Here is a 21,214-nt window from a genome sequence, read left to right on the forward strand (position 1 = left end):
AATTGAGGTACGGTCCTGACCGGTCCGATGACCATCAACCGATTTGGAACCGGGGGTGCCAGCGCCGGTAACCTGAGGTATTCGCTCGGCACCGCGGCCCGCCCGCCCGCCAGCGGACCCCACTGACCGCTTCGTCGTATGAAGAGAGCACTGTGGCCGCCGACAAGATCGACACCATCGTCAGCCTGAGCAAGCGCCGTGGCTTCGTCTACCCCTGCAGTGAGATCTACGGAGGTCAGCGGGCGGCCTGGGACTACGGGCCGCTGGGAGTGGAGCTGAAGGAGAACCTCAAGCGCCAGTGGTGGCGGGCGATGGTCACCTCCCGTGACGACGTCGTCGGCATCGACTCCTCGGTCATCCTGGCCCGGGAGGTCTGGGAGGCGTCCGGCCACGTCTCCACGTTCACCGACCCGCTGACCGAGTGCACCTCGTGCCACAAGCGCTTCAGGGCCGACCACCTGGAGGAGGCCTACGAGGCCAAGCACGGCCGGCTGCCGGAGAACGGCCTGACCGACCTGAACTGCCCCAACTGCGGCAACAAGGGCACGTTCACCGAGCCCAAGCAGTTCTCCGGACTGCTCTCCACCCACCTCGGCCCCACCCAGGACACCGGGTCGGTGGCGTACCTGCGGCCCGAGACCGCCCAGGGCATCTTCATCAACTTCGCCGCGGTCCAGCAGACGTCCCGCCGGAAGCCCCCGTTCGGCATCGCCCAGACCGGGAAGTCCTTCCGCAACGAGATCACCCCGGGCAACTTCATCTTCCGCACCCGCGAGTTCGAACAGATGGAGATGGAGTTCTTCGTCAAGCCGGGCGAGGACGAGAAGTGGCACGAGTACTGGCTCGCCGAGCGCTGGAACTGGTACACCGGCCTGGGACTGCGCGAGGAGAACATGCGCTTCCTCGAGCACCCCAAGGAGAAGCTGTCCCACTACTCCAAGCGCACCGTGGACATCGAGTACCGCTTCGAGTTCGGCGGCGGCGAGTTCGGTGAGCTGGAGGGCATCGCCAACCGCACCGACTACGACCTGGCCGCCCACTCCAAGGCGTCCGGCACCGACCTCTCGTACTTCGACCAGGAGGCCGGGGAGCGCTGGTTCCCCTACGTGATCGAGCCGGCGGCCGGTGTGAACCGCGCCATGCTCGCCTTCCTCCTCGACGCCTACGTCGAGGACGAGGCGCCCAACGCCAAGGGCGTGATGGAGAAGCGGGTGGTGCTCCGCCTCGACCAGCGCCTGTCCCCGGTGAAGGTCGCGGTCCTCCCGCTGTCCCGGAACCCCGCACTCTCCCCGAAGGCCCGCGGTCTCGCCGCCGACCTGCGCCGCCACTGGAACGTGGAGTTCGACGACGCCGGCGCCATCGGCCGCCGCTACCGCCGCCAGGACGAGATCGGCACGCCGTACTGCGTCACCGTGGACTTCGACACCCTCGAGGACAACGCGGTCACCGTGCGCGAGCGGGACTCCATGGAGCAGCAGCGGATCTCCCTGGACCAGGTGGAGAGCTACCTGGCGGGACGCCTCCTGGGCTGCTGACCAGGGGCGGGCGCCCGCAGCTCCCGGGGGCGGCGGGCCCGACGACGCCGGAACAGCCCCACGCCGCGAAGGCGTGGGGCTGTTCCCGTGGCACCACGGCCAGCCCGGGCGTGGCCGCGGATCAGGCCACGCGGCGGGGCAGGCGGGTGGTGAGCCAGACGGTGGCCAGGCAGACGGCGAACTGGACGGCGAGGACCGTCCGCCACGCGTCGCCCATGCCGCCGTCGGACGACAGCTCCGCGAAGAGCGAGCCCAGCGTGGCCACGCCCAGGGCGAGGCTGGACTGCTGCGCGGTGATCAGCACCCCGCTGCCGACCCCGGCGCGGTCCCCGGGGACCTCGGCGAGCACCACCCGGAACAGCGGCGTCATGACCAGGCCCTGGCCGAAGCCGAACAGCGTCATCCCGGGCACCAGGTACCACGGCTCCAGGTCGGGCCAGCCGAGCGCGACGGTGCCCAGCAGCACCGCCACCCCGGAGGCCAGCAGCGCCGCACCCCCGGTGAGCACGCGACGGCCGTGGGCGACGATCCACCGCGGGGCGACGAGCGAGGCGAAGAAGAACGCCGCCGCCGTCGGCACCATGGTCGCACCGGCCACCACCGGGTCCAGGCCGAGCCCCTGCTGGAGCACCACCGCCATCACGAACATGAACCCGCCGAACCCGGCGAACAGCGGCAGCGCCGTGCCGAGGCCGGAGCGCACCGCGGGCACCGCCAGCAGGCTGGGCGGCACCAGCGGGACGCGCCCGGACCGCTCCGCGCGCCGCTCCACCGCGACGAACCCGGCCAGCAGCGCCGGCAGCGCGGCCAGCAGTACCCAGGACCACACCGGCCAGCCCGTGGCGCGCCCCTGGGTGAGCGGCACCAGCAGGGCGAGCAGGGACGAGGCGAGCAGCACCGTGCCGGGGACGTCGATCCCGGCCGGCTGCTCCGCGCGGGTGTCCGGCACCGTGCGCAGCGCCAGCACCAGCACCACCAGGACCACCGGCACGTTGACCAGGAAGATCGACCGCCAGCCGGTCCCGGCGACGTCCGCCTCCACCAGCACACCACCGAGCACCTGGCCGACGATGGTGGACAGGCCCGCCATGGCCCCGTACAGGCTGAGCGCCCGCGCCCGGCGCTCGCCCGCGCAGGCCGCGTGGATGGTGGCGAGCACCTGGGGCACCATCAGTGCGGCGGACGCGCCCTGCGCCATGCGGGCGGCCACCAGGGTGACCACACCCGGGGCAACCCCGCAGGCCAGGGAGGTGACCCCGAACGTGGACACGCCGATGAGGAACAACGTGCGCCGTCCGTAGGTGTCCCCCAGCCGCCCGCCGACGACCAGCAGCACCGCGTAGGTGATGCCGTAACCGGCCACGATCATCTCCAGTGTGGCCCCGTCGGCGTGGAGGTCGCTCTCGATGGTGGACAGGGCGACGTTGACGATGAAGAAGTCGAGGATCGACAGGGCGGCGCCGAGCAGGACGGTCAGCAACCCGAGGGTGCCGAGCAGCGGCCGGTCCGGTCCGGGGGAGCGTGCCGTGTGCGCGGCGGTGGAGTCGGGCTTCGGCTCGGACCGCGAGTGGCTGGGGTTGGGGACGGGTCGGCTCGGGATGGTGCTCGGGGCGTGGTGCGGTGTTCCTGTCACAGCGCCAACGATGTTGCTCGGCCAAGCCTGGTACCAGAGTGCAGTTATCCGGGTATTCGTACTACCTGGCGACCGGCTGGACGATGCCCCATCCTGGGGGGCATGAGCACCACCACGACGGTCGGCCGCGGCCCGGCCGAGGTCCCGGTCCAGGCGGCGGCCCCGGTCCAGGCGGCGGGCCCGGGAACACCCGCCGGTGACCTCCCGCCCACCGACCGGGCCAGACGCCGGGAACTCGCGGCGTTCCTGCGCAGCCGCCGGGAGCGGATCACGCCGGAGCAGGTGGGGCTGCCCCGCGGTCCCCGTCGCCGCACCCCGGGGCTGCGCCGGGAGGAGGTGGCCCAGCTCGCGGCCGTGGGGGTCACCTGGTACACCTGGCTCGAGCAGGCGAGGGACATCCACGTCTCCGCCCAGGTGCTGGACGCGGTGGCGCGCGCCCTGCTGCTGGACGCCAACGAGCGGCGGCACCTGTTCGTGCTGGCGGGGGAGTCCGACCCCACGCGCACGGGGCACTGCGCCGTGGTGACCCCGGCGGCGCTGGCGGCCATGCGGCAGCTCGAGCCGTTCCCGGCGTGCGTGCAGAACAGCAGGTACGACATCCTGGCCTACAACCGCACCTACGCGCTGCTCCTCGGGGACCTGGACCAACTCCCCCGCGAGGACCGCAACGTGCTGTGGCTGTCCCTCACCCACCCGGTGTGGCACGAGGCGCTGGTGGACCGGGAGGAAGCGGTCCGGGTGATGGCCGGGAAGCTCCGTGCCTCGATGGCCGAACACCTCACCGACCCGACCTGGAAGCACCTGCTCAGGCGGTTGCAGGACGCGTCGCCTGAGTTCTGCGAGGTGTGGCAGCGGCACGAGGTGGTCCAGCCGGACACCCGCGTCAAGTGCTTCCTCAACCCGTTCGTCGGCCGGCTCGACCTCGACCACACCTCGATGTGGCTGGGCCCCCGCCCCGGGCCGCGGATGGTGGTGTACACGCCGAGGAACGACAGCACCCGGGAGCGGCTGGTCCGGCTGCACGCCAGGGCGGTGCGGGCGTCCGTCGGGGAGGGCGCCCCGGCCGGGGCGTGGGAGAATGGGAGTTCTGCCGTCGCACTGCCGGAGGACGTCGTTGAGCCAGTTGCAGATCGGGCCGCACACCGTGGAACCCCCGGTGGTGCTGGCGCCGATGGCGGGGATCACCAACGCCCCGTTCCGCACCCTGTGCCGTGAGTTCGCCGCCACGGCCGGCTCCCCGCGCCCGGCCGCGCCCACCACCGCCGCCCCCGGCTCCGGGGGCGCCGCCCGGAGCCGGCCGGAGCCCCACCGGGGCCTGTTCGTCAGCGAGATGATCACGACCCGGGCGCTGGTGGAGCGGGACGCCAAGACCCTCCGGCTGATCCGTTTCCAGGACGGTGAACGCCCGCGTTCCCTGCAGTTGTACGGCGTGGACCCGGACACCGTCGGGCGCGCCGTGCGCATGATCGTGGACGAGGACCTGGCCGACCACGTGGACCTCAACTTCGGTTGCCCGGTGCCCAAGGTGACCCGCAGGGGCGGCGGTTCCGCGCTGCCGTACAAGCGGCCCCTGCTGCGGGCCATCCTGCGGGCCGCCGTGGGCAACGCCGGGTCGCTGCCGGTGACCATGAAGATGCGGACGGGCATCGACGACGACCACCTGACCTATCTCGACGCCGGCCGGATCGCCGCCGAGGAGGGTGTGGCCGCGATCGCGCTGCACGGCAGGACGGCGCAGCAGCACTACGGCGGCACCGCGGACTGGTCGGCCATCGCCCGGCTGAAGGAGGCCGTGTCCGAGGTGCCGGTGCTCGGCAACGGGGACGTCTTCAGCGCCGAGGACGCGGTGCGCATGGTCCGGGAGACCGGGTGCGACGGCGTGGTGGTGGGGCGCGGCTGTCTGGGGCGCCCCTGGCTCTTCGCGGACCTGGTGGGGGCCTTCACCGGCGGCGGGGCCCCGGCGCGGCCCACGCTGAAGGAGGTCGCCGCGGTGATGGTGCGGCACGCCGAACTGCTGGGCCTGTGGCTGGGCGATGAGGCACGGGGTGTCATCGACTTCCGTAAGCACGTGGCCTGGTACACCAAGGGCTTCGCGGTGGGTTCCACGCTGCGCCAGCGCATGGCCATGGCGTCGTCGCTGGCCGAGCTCGAGGAGCACCTGGCGGCGCTGGACCTGGACCAGCCGTGGCCGGTGGGGGCGGAGGGGCCCCGGGGGCGGACCACGGGGAGCCGGCGGGTGGTGCTTCCTGACGGCTGGCTTCGGGACCCGTACGACGCGGCCGTCCCCAGCGACGGGGCCGAGTCGGACGTCTCCGGCGGCTGAACCGGGCCCCCGGGCAGTGGTCGCGCGCCGGCCGGCGGGCCGGTCCAGTGGGGGATGCCCGGGTCCGCCCGCCCGTCGCCCGGGTTGATGTCCGTATGCCGAGATGGCCGGATGCGGGTCCTGGCGTGATCCTCACCACCTGCCACCCGGGGACAGGCGACCGTTTCGCGTCGCGTTGGCGGGCCCACCCGGTGGGGCCCCGCCGACAACTGTCCAAGACATGGCACCCCGTGCCACCTCTGCTGACTGCACAGGTCCAAGAGTCCGGTCACCCTGCGCAGTCGTCGGTCCGGCGGTTGCGCGTAGAACGGGCGGGTTCCGGTGCGGCGTGTCCTCGCCCGTTCAACCAGTGAACTCGCCATGACAACGTTGGCCCGATTGGAGGATCGTAGGCGCCATGGCGTGAATCCCTTTCGATCTTCTGTCGGATGGGTGGTTGGCCGCTGCCTGGCCGTCGTGAACGCTCTCATCCGCCTTTGATTTGGGTACGCTCCCCGCCGTCAGGGCATCCGTGCGGCGAGGAGCTGACCCGTGTCGGAACAGGCGCAGAAATTCGTCTACGACTTCACCGAGGGCAACAAAGACCTCAAGGACCTGCTCGGCGGGAAGGGGGCGAACCTCGCCGAGATGACCAACCTCGGCCTGCCCGTCCCTCCGGGCTTCACCATCACCACCGAGGCGTGTCGGGTCTATCTGGAAAGTGGCAGCGAGCCGGCCGCGCTGCGCGACGAGGTGAGTGCGCACCTCGAGGCGTTGGAGCGGCGGATGGGCAAGAAGCTGGGGCAGCAGGACGACCCGCTGCTGGTCTCCGTCCGGTCCGGGGCGAAGTTCTCCATGCCCGGGATGATGGACACCGTGCTCAACATCGGGCTGACCGACGCCTCGGTGTCGGGCCTGGCCCACCAGGCCGGGGACGAGCGGTTCGCCTGGGACTCCTACCGGCGGCTCGTCCAGATGTTCGGCAAGACGGTGCTCGGCGTGGACGGGGACCTGTTCGAGGAGGCGATGGCCGAGGCCAAGCGGGCCAGGGGCGCGGAGACCGACCTCGACCTCGACGCCGACGACCTGCGCCAGCTGGTCGAGGACTTCAAGGCGATCGTGCTCAAGGAAGCGGGGCGGGAGTTCCCGCAGGAACCCAGGGAGCAGATGGACCTGGCCGTACGTGCGGTCTTCGACTCCTGGAACGGCGAGCGGGCACGGCTCTACCGCCGCCAGGAGCGCATCCCCAACGACCTGGGCACGGCCGTCAACATATGTTCCATGGTCTTCGGCAACCTCGGTCCTGACTCCGGCACCGGGGTGGCGTTCACCCGTGACCCGGCCTCCGGCCACCAGGGGGTCTACGGGGACTACCTGTCCAACGCCCAGGGCGAGGACGTGGTGGCCGGCATCCGCAACACCATCCCGCTGGCCGAGCTCGAGCGGCTGGACGGCGCGTCGTACGCCGAGCTGTTGCGGATCATGGAGGTGCTGGAACGGCACTACCTGGACCTGTGCGACATCGAGTTCACCATCGAGCGGGGCAAGCTGTGGATGCTCCAGACGCGGGTGGGCAAGCGCACCGCCGCCGCCGCGTTCTGCATCGCCACGCAGTTGGTGGACGAGGGACTGATCGACGAGGCCGAGGCGCTGCAACGGGTGAACGGCAGCCAACTCGCCCAGTTGATGTTCCCCCGTTTCGACCCGGCCGCCCTCCAGGAACGGGGCAAGGGCGGCCCGTCGGGCGGCGTGGCCGCACCGGCGGAGCGGATCGCCTGGGGGATCGCCGCGTCGCCCGGCGCCGCGGTGGGCAAGGCGGTCTTCGACTCCTACACCGCGGTGAAGTGGTCGCGCTCCGGCGAGAAGGTCATCCTGATCCGCCGGGAGACCAACCCCGACGACCTCAACGGCATGATCGCGGCCGAGGGCATCCTCACCTCCAGGGGCGGCAAGACCTCGCACGCCGCGGTGGTCGCCCGGGGCATGGGCAAGACCTGCGTCTGCGGTGCCGAGGAGTTGGAGGTGGACACCAAGCGCCGTCGGATGACGGCGCCGGGCGGGGTGGTGATCGAGGAGGGTGACACCGTCTCCATCGACGGTTCCACCGGCCGGGTCTACACCGGTGAGGTCCCGGTGGTGCCGTCCCCGGTGGTGGAGTACTTCGAGGGCCGCATGCACGCGGGCGCGGAGGACGCCGACGAGCTGGTCCGGGCGGTCCACCGGATCATGGCCTACGCCGACCGGGTGCGCCGGCTGCGGGTGCGGGCCAACGCGGACAACGCCGAGGACGCGGCCAGGGCCCGGCGCTTCGGGGCGCAGGGCATCGGGCTGTGCCGCACGGAGCACATGTTCCTCGGGGAGCGGCGGGAGCTGGTGGAGAAGCTCATCCTCGCCGACACCGAGGAGGAGCGGGAACAGGCCCTCGCGGTGCTGCTCCCGCTCCAGGAGGACGACTTCGTCGAGCTGTTCGAGGCGATGGACGGGCTGCCGGTGACCGTCCGGCTCCTGGACCCGCCGCTGCACGAGTTCCTGCCGGACATCACCGAGCTGTCGGTGCGGGTGGCGCTGGCCGAGGCCCGCAAGGACGCCAACGAGAACGACCTGCGGCTGCTCCAGGCCGTGCACAAGCTGCACGAGCAGAACCCGATGCTGGGTCTGCGCGGGGTCCGGCTCGGCCTGGTGATCCCCGGGCTGTTCACCATGCAGGTCCGGGCCATCGCCCGGGCGGTGGCCCGGAGGCTCCGGGCCAACGGCGACCCGCGGGCAGAGATCATGATCCCGCTGGTCGGCACGGTGCAGGAGCTCGAGCTGGTCCGCGAGGAGGCGGAACAGGTCATCGACGAGGTCCGCGGGGACACCGGGGTGGATCTGTCGCTGGCCCTGGGGACGATGATCGAACTGCCCCGGGCCGCGTTGACCGCGGGGCAGATCGCCGAGGCGGCCGAGTTCTTCTCGTTCGGCACCAACGACCTCACCCAGACGGTGTGGGGATTCAGCCGGGACGACGTGGAGGCGTCCTTCTTCACCGCCTACCTGGAGAAGGGCATCTTCGGGGTCTCGCCATTCGAGACGATTGACCGGGACGGCGTGGGGGCGTTGGTCCGCCAGGCGGTCCGGGAGGGCCGGGGCACCCGTCCCGACCTGAAGCTGGGCGTCTGCGGGGAGCACGGCGGGGACCCGGAGTCGGTGCACTTCTTCCACGAGGTCGGCCTGGACTACGTGTCCTGCTCGCCGTTCCGCATCCCGGTGGCCAGGTTGGAGGCCGGTCGCGCGGCGGCCGAGGCCGTGGGCAGCGACAGCAGGTGAGCGCGGACCGCTAGACCACCGTGAATGGGGGCGGCGCCTGGTGCGGAGGCGCCGCCCCCGCTTTCGTGCACATGAACGATTTTGCTCAGGTAAAGGAGGGAGGTCTAGACCGCTATCCTGTGCGCCGCGTCTCCGCCTCACCGCTGAGTACTGGGAATCTACCGAGAATCCAGGGCCGACGCCCATATTCCGGATGGGCGAGAAAATCACCAGCCGCTGAATTAAGCTGGTGGTGAGGTACCAGCCTGCGGGCTGTCAGCACAGGGACGGAGGACCTCACGATGGCCGCACTTCCCACCCGCACAGATGTCCTGATCGTCGGCGCCGGCCCCACCGGGTTGGCCCTGGCCTCCACACTCGCCACCGCGGAGGTCCCCTTCGTGGCCGTGGACCAGGTGGACGAGGGCGCGAACTACTCCCGCGCCGTGGGTACCCTCCCCCGGACCCTCCAGATGCTCGACCAGCTCCAGGTCGCCGAGCGGCTGGCCAAGACGGGCAACCAGGCCCAGCGCATACGGGCGTTCTCCGGCGACCGTGACCGGACCATAGCCACGCTCCACGTGGACCGGCTCGCCACTCCGTACCCGTTCGCCGTGGTCATGCCGCAGCACCACACCGAGGAGGCCCTGCTCGGCCGGCTGCGGGAGCTGGGCGGCCGGGTGCACCGGCCGTGGCGGCTGACGGCGCTCACCCAGGACGAGGACGGGGTCACCGCGACCCTCCAGGGCTCGGACGGTGAGCGGCACACCCTGTGGGCCAGGTACGCCGTCGGCGCGGACGGAGCCCGCAGCGCGGTACGCAGGTACGCCGGGGTGGCCTTCCCCGGTGAGACGTTCCGGCAGTCGTTCCTCCTGGCCGACCTGCTCCTGAGCGACGGGCCGCCGCCCGACGAGATCCACCTGTTCTTCTCCCGCCACGGGGCCGTCATCATGGGGCGGATGCCGTCGGGGCTCCACCGGGTGTGCATCTCGGTGGACCAGGTGCCCGAGCAGCCGCTCAGCCCGCAGCTCGCCCAGGAGCTGCTCAGGCTCCGGGCCCCGGAGAGTCACCGCATCCGGGTGCGCGAGGTGGTGGGCAGCTCCCACACCAAGGTCCACCACCGGATCGCGGAGCGTTTCCGCGCAGGACGGATCTTCCTCGCCGGCGACGCCGCCCACCTGAACAGCCCCATCGTCGGGCAGGGCATGAACCTCGGCATCCAGGACGGCATCACCCTCGGCAACACCCTGGTCTCCACGCTGCGCGACGGGGTGGACACCCTCGACGACTACGAGCGGGTCCGACGTCAGATCGCCAAGGAGGCCGTGGAGTTCACCCGGCGGATCAACGACCTCGCCACGGCCAAGAGCCCGTCCATGGGGGCCGTGCGGGACCGGGTCGCGCCCCTGGTCTCCTCGCTCCCCCCGGTCAACCGCCGCCTGATCGCCAGGCTGGCCAGGGTCATCGACGGCTGACCCCACGATCGGGAGGCCGCGGGAAACCCCCCGCACCCGCGGCCTCCTTCGACCCGGCCGCCGGGCCCGCCCGGCCCGGCAGGGCCCGGCAACCGGAACCCCCGGGGCCCTCGCGGGTCAGAACTCCGGGAACCGCACCTTGGTGAGCTGTTCCGAGGCGCTCCACAGCAGCTCCGCGGGCTTGTCGTCGCGCGTCCTGCGGGCGCGCCAGGAAGGGGCCGGGGAGCCGCGCCAGGACAGGAAGCGCGGACCGTGGAAGGAGTTGGGGCGCACCCCCGCGGCGGTGGCGGCGTACAGCGTGGGGAGGGCGCCGGCGTCGGGGGACTGGGCGAACAGGCGGTCCCCCAGGGCGGCGAGGCGTTCCCGGGTGCGGCGGCCCTCCATGCGGGCGCCGGCCGTGGTGAGGTTGGTGGAGGCGTAGCCGGGGTGCGCGGCGGTGGCGACGAGGTCGGCGCCGGCGGCCTCCGCACGGCGGGCCAGCTCGTGGGTGAACAGCAGGTTGGCGCTCTTGCTGCGCCCGTAGGCCAACCAACGGTGGTACGCGCGTTCGCTGTTGAGGTCACCGAAGTCCGGGTTGCCCAGGACGTGCAGGCCGCTGGACACGCTCACCACCCGGGCGCCGGGCCTGGCGAGCAGCTTGGGCAGGAGCAGCCCCGTCAGGGCGAAGTGCCCCAGGTGGTTCACCCCGAACTGCGTCTCGAAACCGTCCGCGGTGGTGCGGCGTGGCAACGCCATCACTCCGGCGTTGTTGACCAGCAGGTCCAGGCCGTCCGGTGGGTACTCCTCGGCGAACGACCGTATCGAGGCGAGGTCGGCCAGGTCGAGCGGGGCCAGCACCAGGTCGGCGTCCGGCACTTCCGCGCGGATGCGGTCAAGGGCAGTCCTGCCCCGGGCCTGGTCCCGACAGCCGAGTACCACCCGGGCACCGTGCCGGGCCAGTTCGCGTGCGGTGCAGTAGCCGAGGCCGCTGTTGGCTCCGGTCACCACGGCTGTGCGCCCGCTCTGATCGGGTATGTCTGCTGCTGTCCAGCCTGCCACTGCCGTCTCCCGGGTCCGGGGGTCTGCGGGTGCCGTGCCTGTGCAGCCCCAGGGTAGACGGGCCCGGTGGGGGCGGGACCCGTCCCTACCCGGCGGCCGGGTCCGCGTCCAGGACGCTGAGGGCGAGGTCGTTGTCGGCGCTGAAGCACGGCCAGACCCAGGTCGGGCCCCGCTGTCCGACGTCCACCCGGGCTGCCGGGTGGACGTCCACGGCGCTGCGGTCGGGGACGTCCCCGAAGATCCGGCCCACCCGCACCGGCTCCGCGGCCGGGCCGGGGAGCAACGACAGGTCCCACAGGTCGGTCTCCGCGGTGCGCCGGGTGACCAGCGCCTCGTGGGGGACCCGGAAGGTGAACCGGCCGTCCGTGCCCGGCCGCGCCGCCACCTCGAACTGCCCGCCCGCACCGACCCGCGGCCGGACCCGCACCGTCCCACCGGGGACCAGCACCGCGGCCGGGTGCGCCACCGCGGTGACCTCGACCCCGGTGTCGTCCACCCGCACCTCGGCCACCTCGGCGTGGGCGGGCCGCCGCCAGACGCGCACCGCGAGGAACCCCGTGGAGGTCGTGTAGGGAATCCAGGTCCTGACGCCGTGCGCGTCGTCGGGGACGCGGTGCACCAGGTGCCGCTGCTCGACCAGGGCGGCGGCGACCCGGCGGAGCTTGCCGCTCGCTTCGGCCTCGACGAAGGCGTCCCAGCGGCCCTCGGCGAGGTCGAGCGCCCCGTGCTCGAGCACCATGGTGACCCGTTCCCCCCGCAGCTCGGTGAGCGGTGGCAGGGGGACCCGCACCTCGACGGGGTCCGCGGTGCCGCGCAGCCGGAGCAGCAGGTTGAGCCGCCCCCCGGGCAGCCCCCGGGCCCCGATCCGCACGGTGATGTTGGCCTTGTCGTCCACCAGGCAGTGCGCGGTGGGCCGCAGCCACCCGCGGCTGGTCGGCGGTGCGGGTGGTGGGGACGGGATGCGCACCGGCTCGGGTTGGAGCAGCGCGGGGACCAGCGAGCGCGCGGCGGCGCGGGCCCGGGCGACGGGTCCCGGGCGGGGCGCGGCCGGGTGCGGCCGGGCGAAGTAGCGATCGGCGAGCAGGTCCCGGATCACCGACTCGTACCGTTGGGCGATCACCGAGGGGTTGTACGACCTTGCCTTGCGGCGGGCGGCCCGCCCCATCTCCTGCCGCCGCATCGGGTCGTCGATCAGCTCGAGCAGCGCGGCGGCGTACGCCTCCACCGTCCGCTCCGGGTCCTGGTCGTCGAGCGGCACCAGGCTGCCGTCCACCCCGTCCTCGATGATCTCGGCAGGGCCGAACGGGCAGTCCGTGGAGACGACCGGCACCCCGCAGTGCATGGCCTCGACGATGGTCATCCCGAAGGACTCGGCGTCGGACGAGACCGCGGCGATGGAGCCCTTGGCCCACTCCGTCTCGATGGGGGAGCGCGGGCCCATCAGCAGGACGTTGTTGCCGACGCCGAGTTCGTCGACCAGCCGGCGCAGCTCCTGGCGCTGCGGTCCGCGGCCGTAGATGCGCAAGGACCAGTCCGGGCGTTCGGCGGCGACCCGGGCGAACGCCCTGACCAGCCGGTCGTACCGTTTCACCGCGACCAGCCGGCCGGCCGCGACCACCAGCTTGGTCTCCACGTCGGACGTCTCCACCTGGGGTTCGGGCACCGCGTTGGGGATGCACAGGATGCGGGTGCTCACCTCGGGGAGCGCCTCGCGGTAGGCGGCGGCGTCCGCCTCGGAGACGGTGACGAACGCGTCGAGCTCGGCCAGCGCCGCGTTCTGGTCCCGGCGCAGCGGTTCCTGGTGGGACCTGAGGCTCAGGTGCTCCTGGCCGATCCGTAGGTAGCGGTCGCTGCCGAAGCGGGCCAGGTAGCCGTTGAGCACCGGCCGGGTGGCGATGACCACGTCGGCGTCGGTGGAGGTCAGGTACTCGGCCACCCGCTCGTCGGTGAGCGCGGTGGGGGCCAGCCGCTTGCCGGGCCCGGCCACGCCGGGGTCGTGGAACATGGTGCTCGGCTGTGCGGCGAGCCGGTGGTCGCCGTCCCTGGAGTCCCTGCGCATGTCGATCAGGGAGGTGATCCGCACCCGGGGGTCCACCGGGAGCAGGGGGGTGCTGGCCACCCGGTGCACGCTGACGACCTCCACGTCGTGCCGTGCAGAAAGGGCGCGGGAGAGGTTGACGGTGGAGCGGATGGTGCCGCCGATCCCGTACACGTTGTAGATGAGGAAAGCAATCTTCATGCGGCCCCTCCAGGGCGTGCGCCGGCAGCGCGCCCGGCGGGGTACGGCACGCGGCTGCCGGTGAAGGAACGTGACACCGCCGGCCCGTCCAGTCTGCCCCTGTGAGCTGGCACGATGGTGTGCGCCTGTCTCCTTCCCGCTGGCGCACGGGGCGGATCGCAGGAGCGAGCGAATCTTACCGCCGTTACGCGCCAAGCCGGCTAACTGTGCTTTCGTAGCAATTTCCCCATTCAGTCCGGCCGGTCGCCCGTTCGGTGACCCGGGGCTCAAGGGAGGGGAAGGGCGCCGGGATGCGCACCGCCTCTTCGCCGAGGCAGACCCCGGTGCACAGGTCGAAACGCTGTTTGGGCATGGCCACGAACAGGCGGCCGCCGGGCGGGCGCCTCGGAGCCCCACCGCATCTCACGGCAGGGCTCCGAGGCACGCGTTGCCGAGGCGGTGGTCAGCTGGTGCGGTTGTAGATCGCTGTACCGGGGCAGGCGGTGTAGCCGAGGCGGGTGGCGCAGCCGGTGTACTGGCTGGAGCCGTTCCACCAGGTCCAGCCGCCGATGGTCCGGCCGTTCAGCCAGGTGTACTGACCGAAGAGGTTGGCGTCGTACGTGCGCAGGCTCCAGTGCACGTGGGCGCCAGTCGCCGAACCGCCGGCGCAGACGTCGGTGCCTATGGTGCCGAGCAGGGCGCTGGAGCCGATCGACGTCCCGTTGTAGTAGGTCGTGTTCCACATGTGGTAATAGTCCGTCGAGAAGCCGCCGGGGTGGATCACCCTGGTCCAGCCGCCACCGGCACCGCACATCGAGGTCGCTGTGCCCTCACGGGACGATCGGACCCGCCCGCTGGCGTTGCCACCGGCGAAGTCCAGGCTGCTCCAGTAGCCGGACCCGCCGGTGTGGGAGTGCGGACCGCCGGTCAGGGTCATGTAGTAGTCAGGCATCCAAGGCAGCAGCAGCCCGCCGGTGTTGGCCGTGGCCGCCGTCGGTGACGCCTCCTTGTCCGAGGTCACCCTACGCGCGTAGTCCATCATGGTTTTCCGCTCCGCCTTGCCGACCAGCGGTGATGTCGCCACGTGGTCGGTGAACTCGGGGTCGCCTTCGAGGCCGGAGACCCAGCGCCCGTTCTCGCGGTGGGCGATGAACAGCCAGCCCTCCGGCTGGCTGTGGACCGTGCGCGGCGCTTCGACGTACGCGACACCCCGGGCCCACCCGGGTGAGGCGGTGCGGACGTCGACGACGACCTCGCGGCCCTCGGCAGCGAGTTTGCTGACGGCGTTCGCCGGGGCGAGGCCCTTGGCGTCGTGGGACTGGGAGAGGACATCGGTGGAGACGGCGTCGATCAGCGCCTCGCGGCCGGCGCCGAGATGGTCAGCGACCCGGTCCGGCAGCTTCACGGTGACACCGGCGGACGGCGACGTGTCGGACGCCGGTGCCGCTGCGGGTGTCGCTACCGCGTCCCGGGAGGTCGCCACCGCCGAGGGCGCGGTGGCGAGCAGCCCGAAGACGGCAAGGGTGGCGAGGGTGGATCTCACGGACAATTTGGAGAGCAAGGGTGGTACTCCTTCCATGCGTGAGGGCCCGTCCCGCGGACAGGCCGCCGGAGTATGACAGAACGCGGTCAAGTCGAGCGAGATGTTGACGTCAGGGAACCGGAGGTCGAGCGACCCTTGCCGCTCCCGGGGGTTGTCTCACACGGCGAGGTGAGCGAGCTTCTTGGAGCAGGTCAGGGCGGTCGTGACCCGGACAACCCGGAGACCCGTCCGATGGCGGGTTCCTGGGGTCTCCGGGTGATACCGGGTTACCGTGCGGGCATGGTCGGCGAGAACAGTCCGCGTCCCCCCGGGGACCCCCACTACGGGCCGGCAGCACGGGAGCGTTGGGTGCCCGAGCCGGACAAGCGCCCCGGCCGCACCGCGTTCCAGCGGGACCGTGCCCGGGTGCTGCACTCCGCCGCGCTGCGCAGGCTGGCCGGGAAGACACAGGTGGTGCCGCCCCTGGAGGGCGACTTCCCGCGCACCCGACTCACCCACTCGCTGGAGTGCGCCCAGGTCGGCCGGGAACTCGGCGCCGCCCTGGGCTGTGACCCGGACCTGGTGGAAGCGGCCTGCCTCGCGCACGACCTGGGCCATCCACCGTTCGGCCACAACGGGGAGCAGGTGCTGGACGAGGTCGCCGCCCGCTGCGGGGGGTTCGAGGGCAACGCCCAGTCGCTGCGGCTGCTCACCCGGCTCGAGCCCAAGCGCTTCGGGGCCGAGGGGGGCAGCGTCGGCCTCAACCTCACCCGGGCGACCCTGGACGCCGCCACCAAGTACCCGTGGCCGCGCGGCGGCCACCCCGTGGACCCCGGTTCCACCAAGTTCGGCGTGTACCCCGACGACCGTCCGGTGTTCGACTGGCTGCGGGCCGGGGCTCCCGCGGGGCGGCGCTGCTTCGAGGCGCAGGTGATGGACTGGTCCGACGACGTCGCCTACTCGGTGCACGACCTGGAGGACGGCCTGCACGCGGGTCATGTGGACCCCAGGCTGCTGGTCGCGGAGCCGGAGCGGCAGGCGCTGGCCGCGCTCGCGGCGAGCCGCTACGCGGTCCCGGGAACCGATCCCCAGGAGCTGGTCGAGGCGCTTGACCGACTGCTGGCGCAGGAGTGGTGGCCGCGTTCCTTCGACGGCTCCTCGATGGCCGAGGCCCGGTTGAAGGACGCCACCAGCCAGCTCATCGGTCGGTTCTGCCTCGCCGCGGAACGTGCCACCCGGGCCCGCCACGGACCTGGGCGGCTCACCCGCTACCGCGCGGACCTCGTCGTCCCGCCGGCCGTCCTCGGGGAGTGCGCCGTGCTGAAGGCGGTCACCGACCGCTGTGTGATGCAGCGCGCGGACCAGGAACGACGCCGGTCCCGGCAGCGCCTGCTGCTCGAGGAGCTCAGCGACACCCTGGTCCGGCAGGCCCCGCGGGGGCTCACCCCGCCGTTCCGCGCCCTGTTCCACCAGGCCCCGGACGACGCTGCCCGGCTCCGTGCGGTGGTGGACCAGGTGGCGTCCCTCACCGACGCCTCCGCCCTAGCGCTGCACCAGCGGCTCGTGGGCTGAGCGACCGGACGGTGCTGCGTCCCCCGGCCCGACCCGGGCAGGGGCCGCGACCGGCTCACCCCCACTGGTCGTGGCCCAGCTTGACCAGGATCAGCAGGACCACGACGAGCAGCACGCCGCGTACGAAACCCGCTCCCCTGCTCAGGGCCACCCTGGCTCCGACCGTGCCACCGGCGACGTTGCAGCAGGCCATACCGAGGCCGAGGAGCCACAGCACGTGGCCCTGGACGGCGAACACCAGCAGGGCGCCGGCGTTGGTCCCCAGGTTCACCCACTTGGCCATGGCCGAGCCGCCCACGAAGTCCGCCCCGAGCAGCGCGACGAACGTGATGATGAGGAAGGTGCCCGTGCCGGCCCCCAGGACGCCGTCGTAGAAGCCGATGCCGCCGCCGGCCAGCGCCGCCGCGGCGTACAGCCGGCCCCTGCTCGCGGTGCCCTCCCGGGCCGACCGGCCGAACGCCGGGCGCAGGGTGACGAAGAGGGCGACGCCCAGCAGCACCACCATGATCGCCGGTCGGAACACGTCCGCGGGCAGCTCGGAGGCGATCAGGGCGCCCGCCGCGGAACAGGGCACCGCCAGTGCGGCGGCCCGGCCCACCGTGCGCCAGTCCACGCTCGTCCGCCGCGCGTAGGAGACCGCCGCCGCGGTGGTCCCGGTGATGGCCACCAGCTTGTTGGTGCCCAGGGCGGTGGCGATCGGGGCGTTGGGCAGCGCCAGCAGCAGCGCGGGGAACTGGATCAGCCCTCCGCCGCCGACCACCGCGTCCACCCAGCCGGCGGCGAAGGCGACGCACAGCAGCGCCGCGATCACCTCGACGTCCACGCGTCGCCCCCCTGCCCCTGTCCATCGACTGCGCCCTCCGCGGGCCGAAGGGGACGAACATTGAAATCAAATCGCCATTGAACGCTTGATTTCAGAGCTATTTGATCCGTTTCGGACTCCACCAGGCGATCGGTGTCGAGTCGGAACCGGTGGAAAGCATGGCACACCACCGCCCGTACCCCGCACGGCGGTTCGCTCTGTGGTGACTGAGTACGATGCGATCTTGACTGCCATGTCGCCGTCTCGTTTCCTGCTCTTCACGGAAGCGATGCATTGCGGCACGCTCCAAGAGGCATGGCGCGTGATGGAGGGCGAAGCGCACGACGCGGGGGACGATGCGAGATCGGAGAGCACGGTGGTGAAGGAACACGCGACATTCGTGATCGTCGGAGGCGGTCTCGCCGGCGCCAGGGCCGCGCAGACCCTCCGTTCCGAGGGATTCACCGGCCGGGTGATCCTGATCGGTGATGAGCGTGATCAGCCCTATGAACGACCGCCTCTGTCCAAAGGTTTTCTGACCGGTGCCGCTGAGCGCGAGACCCTGCACGTCCACGCCCATTCCTGGTACGCCAACCATGATGTGGAACTGCACCTCGGCCAGGCCGTCACCCACCTCGACCGCGCCGCCAAGACCGTCCGCCTCGGCGACGGCACCGTGATCCGCTACGACAAGCTCCTGCTCACCACCGGGGCCGAGCCCCGCCGCCTGGACGTCCCGGGAACGGGCCTCGCCGGGGTGTACCACCTGCGCCGCATCGCCCACGCCGAACTCCTGCGGGGTGTCCTGGCCAACCTCGGCCGGGAGAACGGCCGGCTGCTCATCGCGGGTGCCGGCTGGATCGGGCTCGAGGTGGCCGCCGCCGCCCGGCACTACGGCGCCGAGGTCACCGTGGTGGAGCCGCAGCCCACCCCGCTGCACGGGGTGGTGGGGCCGGAACTCGGGGCGTTCTTCGCCGACCTGCACCGCGAGCACGGGGTCCGCTTCCACTTCGGTACCCGACTCACCGAGATCGTCGGCCAGGACGGCATGGTCTTCTCCGCCGTCACCGCCGACGGCGAGGAACACCCCGCGCACGCCGTGCTGGCCGCGCTCGGCGCCGCGCCGCGCACCGCGCTCGCCGAGGCCGCGGGACTCGCCCTCGCCACCCCCGAACAGGGCGGAGGCATCCTCGTCGACTCCACCCTGCGCACCAGTGACGCCGACGTCTACGCCGCGGGGGACGTGGCCAACGCCGAGCACCCGCTCCTCGGCCGCCACCTGCGCACCGAGCACTGGGCCAACGCCCACGACGGCGGCCCGGCCGCGGCCCGCGCCATGCTCGGCCGGAACGTCCGCTACGACCGCGTCCCCTACTTCTTCAGCGACCAGTACGACCTGGGCATGGAGTACTCCGGCCACGCCGCTCCGGGCACCTATGACCAGGTGGTGTGCCGGGGGGACATCGCCAAACGGGTCTTCGTCGCCTTCTGGCTGCGCGGGGACCGGGTGCTCGCCGGCATGAACGTCAACGTCTGGGACGTCGCCGACGACATCCAGGACCTTGTCCGACGCGGCGTGCGGGTCGATCCCGAGCGCCTCGCCGACCCCGACGTGCCGCTGTCCTCGGCCGCGGTGGACTGACGCGGAAGCAGCGGACGCGGCGCACCGGACCGGTCGCGTGCCGGGAGGGGGCGGGCACCGGCGCACCCCTCCCGGGCCGGCCGTAGAATCGCCGCGTGGCAGGCAGGATCAGGGATGAGGACGTCAAGGCCGTCCGCGGCGCGGTCCCCATCGACGTGGTCGTCTCCGAGTACCTCCAGTTGCGCAACGCCGGTGGCGGGAACCTCAAGGGGCTGTGTCCCTTCCACGAGGAGAAGAGCCCGTCCTTCCAGGTCAGCCCCTCCAAGGGGCTCTACTTCTGCTTCGGCTGCCAGGAGGGCGGGGACACCCTCGACTTTGTGATGAAGCTCGAGCACATCACCTTTGCCGAAGCGGTGGAGCGGCTCGCCGCGCAGGCCGGGATCGCGCTGCGCTACGAGGAGGGCGGCTACACCCCTGGCCGCCAGCAGGGTGAGCGCACCCGTCTGCTCGAGGCGCACCGGGTGGCCGCGGCCTGGTTCGTGGAGCAGTTGGACGGGCCGGAGGCCGAGCCGGCCCGCAGGTTCCTCAGCGAGCGCGGCTTCGACCAGGCGGCGGCGCAGCACTTCGGTGTGGGGTACGCCCCGGGCGGCTGGGAGAACCTGGTCCGCTTCCTGCGCGGGAAGGGGTTCACCGAGCGGGAGCTGCTCACCTCCGGGCTGGCCAGCGAGGGCCGCCGCGGCCCCATGGACCGGTTCCGCGGCCGACTGCTGTGGCCGATCCGGGACATCACCGGCGAGGTCATCGGCTTCGGCGCACGCCGGTTGCGGGACGACGACAACGGCCCCAAGTACCTCAACACCCCCGAGACCCCGATCTACAAGAAGTCCCAGGTGCTGTACGGCATCGACCTGGCCAAACGGGAGATCGCCAAGACCGGCCGGGCGGTGGTCGTCGAGGGCTACACCGACGTGATGGCCTGTCACCTCGCCGGGATCACCACCGCCATCGCGACCTGCGGCACCTCGTTCGGCGAGGAGCACATCAGGATCCTGCGCCGGCTGCTGATGGACAGCTCCGAGTTCCGCGGCGAGGTCGTGTACACCTTCGACGGCGACGCCGCGGGGCAGAAGGCCGCGCTGCGGGCGTTCGAGGGCGACCAGAAGTTCGCCGCCAGGACCTTCATCGCGGTGGGACCGGACGGCATGGACCCGTGCGACCTGCGGCTGGCCCGGGGTGACGGCGCCGTGCGGGACCTGGTGGAGGGACGCCGGCCGCTGTTCGACTTCGCCATCCGCTCCCTGGTGGACCGCTACGACGTGGAGACCCCGGAGGGGCAGGCCGCCGCCCTCCAGGCGGCCGTCCCGTTGATCGCCAGGATCAAGGACGAGTACGTCCGCGAGTCCTACGGCCGCCAGCTCGCCTCGATGCTGGGGGTGCTGGACGAGCGGTCGGTGATCCGCCGGGTCGCCCAGCTCGCCCACTGGGAGCGGGAGCGCCGGCGCCAGGGCGGTTCCGCCGCGGGGCCGGGGCGCCGGGACCAGGGGGCGCCGGCCCGCGGCCCGTCCGGTGCCCCCGGCCACGGCGGTGCACCCGGGCCCCAGGGCGGCCGGGCGCCCCAGGCCAGGCCCTCCGGGCCGCGCCTGGACCTGCGGAACCCGGTGCACATGGCGGAGCGGGAGCTGCTCAAGCTGGCCCTGCAGACCCCGGCCCTGGTGGCGCCGGCGTTCGACGCCTACGGCGAGGACGAGTTCACCGCGCCCCCGTACGCCGCGGTGTGCCGGGCCGTCGCCGAAGCCGGTGGGACGTCCGGGGCGGACGACGACTACCTCGCCCGGGTCCGCGAGGCGGCCCCCGACGACCAGCTCCGCTCACTGGTCACCGAACTCGCGGTGGAGCCGATGCGGACCCCCCGGCAGGTGGACGCCGTCTACGCGGGCGAGCAGTTGGTCGCCGTCCGGCTCCGTGCCGTGGACCGGCGGATCACCGTGGTCCGCGGGCAGTTGCGGCGTCTGGACCCGCGGGACGCCGAACGGGCCGCGGCCGTCACCGAGGAGCTGTGGACGCTCCAGCAGTACGCCCAGGGCCTGCGCGACAGGGGTGCCGCGGCCCTGTGACCGGTTGACCGCGCACCGCGACCAGCACTGGAAAAAGTACCCGCAGCCCCCTCGTGGCGGTGCGGCGTCGTGCCCCACACTGGGTTCCGGTGCCCCAGTCATCGCAGCGCGGAACGCCTGGACCCGAGGGGTTCCC

At 72.2% G+C, this 21,214-nt stretch carries 13 protein-coding genes; 8 read left to right on the forward strand and 5 right to left on the reverse strand.

Annotated features, from left to right (window positions below; genetic code table 11):
- Positions 1-152 precede the first annotated feature (152 nt).
- The gene (locus A3IG_RS0126000; RefSeq protein ID WP_018386518.1) at positions 153-1,535 is read left to right on the forward strand and encodes a glycine--tRNA ligase; all 1,383 of its coding nucleotides are present in this window, start codon (positions 153-155) and stop codon (positions 1,533-1,535) included.
- Between the two features lie 121 nt (positions 1,536-1,656).
- Here A3IG_RS0126000 and A3IG_RS0126005 read toward each other — a convergent pair whose 3' ends face one another.
- Positions 1,657-3,168, reverse strand: a complete 1,512-nt coding sequence (locus A3IG_RS0126005) for an MFS transporter (RefSeq protein ID WP_018386519.1) — start codon at positions 3,166-3,168, stop codon at positions 1,657-1,659.
- A gap of 102 nt (positions 3,169-3,270) precedes the next feature.
- On the opposite strand from A3IG_RS0126005, the gene A3IG_RS31365 reads away from it, so the two are divergent.
- The 4 genes from A3IG_RS31365 to A3IG_RS0126025 all read left to right on the forward strand — a co-directional run bounded on the left by A3IG_RS31365 (position 3,271) and on the right by A3IG_RS0126025 (position 10,230).
- The gene (locus tag A3IG_RS31365) at positions 3,271-4,383 is read left to right on the forward strand and encodes a helix-turn-helix transcriptional regulator (protein WP_018386520.1); all 1,113 of its coding nucleotides are present in this window, start codon (positions 3,271-3,273) and stop codon (positions 4,381-4,383) included.
- The gene (gene dusB / locus A3IG_RS0126015; protein WP_026220681.1) at positions 4,283-5,491 is read left to right on the forward strand and encodes a tRNA dihydrouridine synthase DusB; all 1,209 of its coding nucleotides are present in this window, start codon (positions 4,283-4,285) and stop codon (positions 5,489-5,491) included. Before A3IG_RS31365 ends, dusB begins: the two co-directional genes overlap by 101 nt.
- Before the next feature lie 531 nt (positions 5,492-6,022).
- On the forward strand, positions 6,023-8,776 hold the full coding sequence (ppdK, locus tag A3IG_RS0126020) for a pyruvate, phosphate dikinase (RefSeq protein ID WP_018386522.1): 2,754 nt from the start codon (positions 6,023-6,025) through the stop codon (positions 8,774-8,776).
- Positions 8,777-9,057: 281 nt separating this feature from the next.
- The gene (locus tag A3IG_RS0126025; RefSeq protein ID WP_018386523.1) at positions 9,058-10,230 is read left to right on the forward strand and encodes an FAD-dependent oxidoreductase; all 1,173 of its coding nucleotides are present in this window, start codon (positions 9,058-9,060) and stop codon (positions 10,228-10,230) included.
- Positions 10,231-10,347: 117 nt separating this feature from the next.
- On the opposite strand, the gene A3IG_RS0126030 is transcribed toward A3IG_RS0126025, so the two are convergent.
- From A3IG_RS0126030 to A3IG_RS0126045, 3 genes are all read right to left on the reverse strand, one after another.
- Entirely contained in the window at positions 10,348-11,268 is a 921-nt protein-coding gene (locus tag A3IG_RS0126030; RefSeq protein ID WP_026220682.1) for an oxidoreductase, read from the reverse strand.
- Positions 11,269-11,353: 85 nt separating this feature from the next.
- Positions 11,354-13,507 (reverse strand): glycosyltransferase family 4 protein, encoded by a 2,154-nt coding sequence (locus A3IG_RS0126035; protein ID WP_018386525.1) that lies wholly within the window; start codon positions 13,505-13,507, stop codon positions 11,354-11,356.
- A gap of 442 nt (positions 13,508-13,949) precedes the next feature.
- On the reverse strand, positions 13,950-15,047 hold the full coding sequence (locus tag A3IG_RS0126045) for a M23 family metallopeptidase (protein ID WP_026220683.1): 1,098 nt from the start codon (positions 15,045-15,047) through the stop codon (positions 13,950-13,952).
- Between the two features lie 261 nt (positions 15,048-15,308).
- Here A3IG_RS0126045 and A3IG_RS0126050 point away from each other — a divergent pair, with 261 nt between their 5' ends.
- On the forward strand, positions 15,309-16,580 hold the full coding sequence (locus A3IG_RS0126050; protein ID WP_051087641.1) for a deoxyguanosinetriphosphate triphosphohydrolase: 1,272 nt from the start codon (positions 15,309-15,311) through the stop codon (positions 16,578-16,580).
- 55 nt (positions 16,581-16,635) lie between these two features.
- Here the strand turns inward: A3IG_RS0126050 and A3IG_RS0126055 are convergent, their stop codons facing one another.
- On the reverse strand, positions 16,636-17,403 hold the full coding sequence (locus A3IG_RS0126055) for a TSUP family transporter (protein ID WP_018386529.1): 768 nt from the start codon (positions 17,401-17,403) through the stop codon (positions 16,636-16,638).
- Between the two features lie 355 nt (positions 17,404-17,758).
- Here A3IG_RS0126055 and A3IG_RS0126060 point away from each other — a divergent pair, with 355 nt between their 5' ends.
- Both A3IG_RS0126060 and dnaG read left to right on the forward strand, forming a co-directional pair.
- A complete protein-coding gene (locus A3IG_RS0126060) occupies positions 17,759-19,024 on the forward strand; it encodes an NAD(P)/FAD-dependent oxidoreductase (RefSeq protein ID WP_026220685.1) in 1,266 nt (421 codons plus the stop codon).
- A gap of 95 nt (positions 19,025-19,119) precedes the next feature.
- Entirely contained in the window at positions 19,120-21,078 is a 1,959-nt protein-coding gene (dnaG, locus tag A3IG_RS0126065; RefSeq protein ID WP_018386531.1) for a DNA primase, read from the forward strand.
- The last annotated feature ends 136 nt before the right edge of the window (positions 21,079-21,214 follow it).

The organism is Wenjunlia vitaminophila DSM 41686, from assembly GCF_000380165.1.
GTDB classification, from domain to species: domain Bacteria; phylum Actinomycetota; class Actinomycetes; order Streptomycetales; family Streptomycetaceae; genus Wenjunlia; species Wenjunlia vitaminophila.

Excerpts from the sequence above, each read along its gene's own strand:
- A3IG_RS31365 (WP_018386520.1), top strand. The coding sequence starts at position 3,271 with ATGAGCACCACCACGACGGTCGGCCGCGGCCCGGCCGAGGTCCCGGTC.
- A3IG_RS0126025 (WP_018386523.1), top strand. The coding sequence starts at position 9,058 with ATGGCCGCACTTCCCACCCGCACAGATGTCCTGATCGTCGGCGCCGGC.
- A3IG_RS0126035 (WP_018386525.1), bottom strand. The coding sequence starts at position 13,507 with ATGAAGATTGCTTTCCTCATCTACAACGTGTACGGGATCGGCGGCACC.
- A3IG_RS0126050 (WP_051087641.1), top strand. The coding sequence starts at position 15,309 with ATGGTCGGCGAGAACAGTCCGCGTCCCCCCGGGGACCCCCACTACGGG.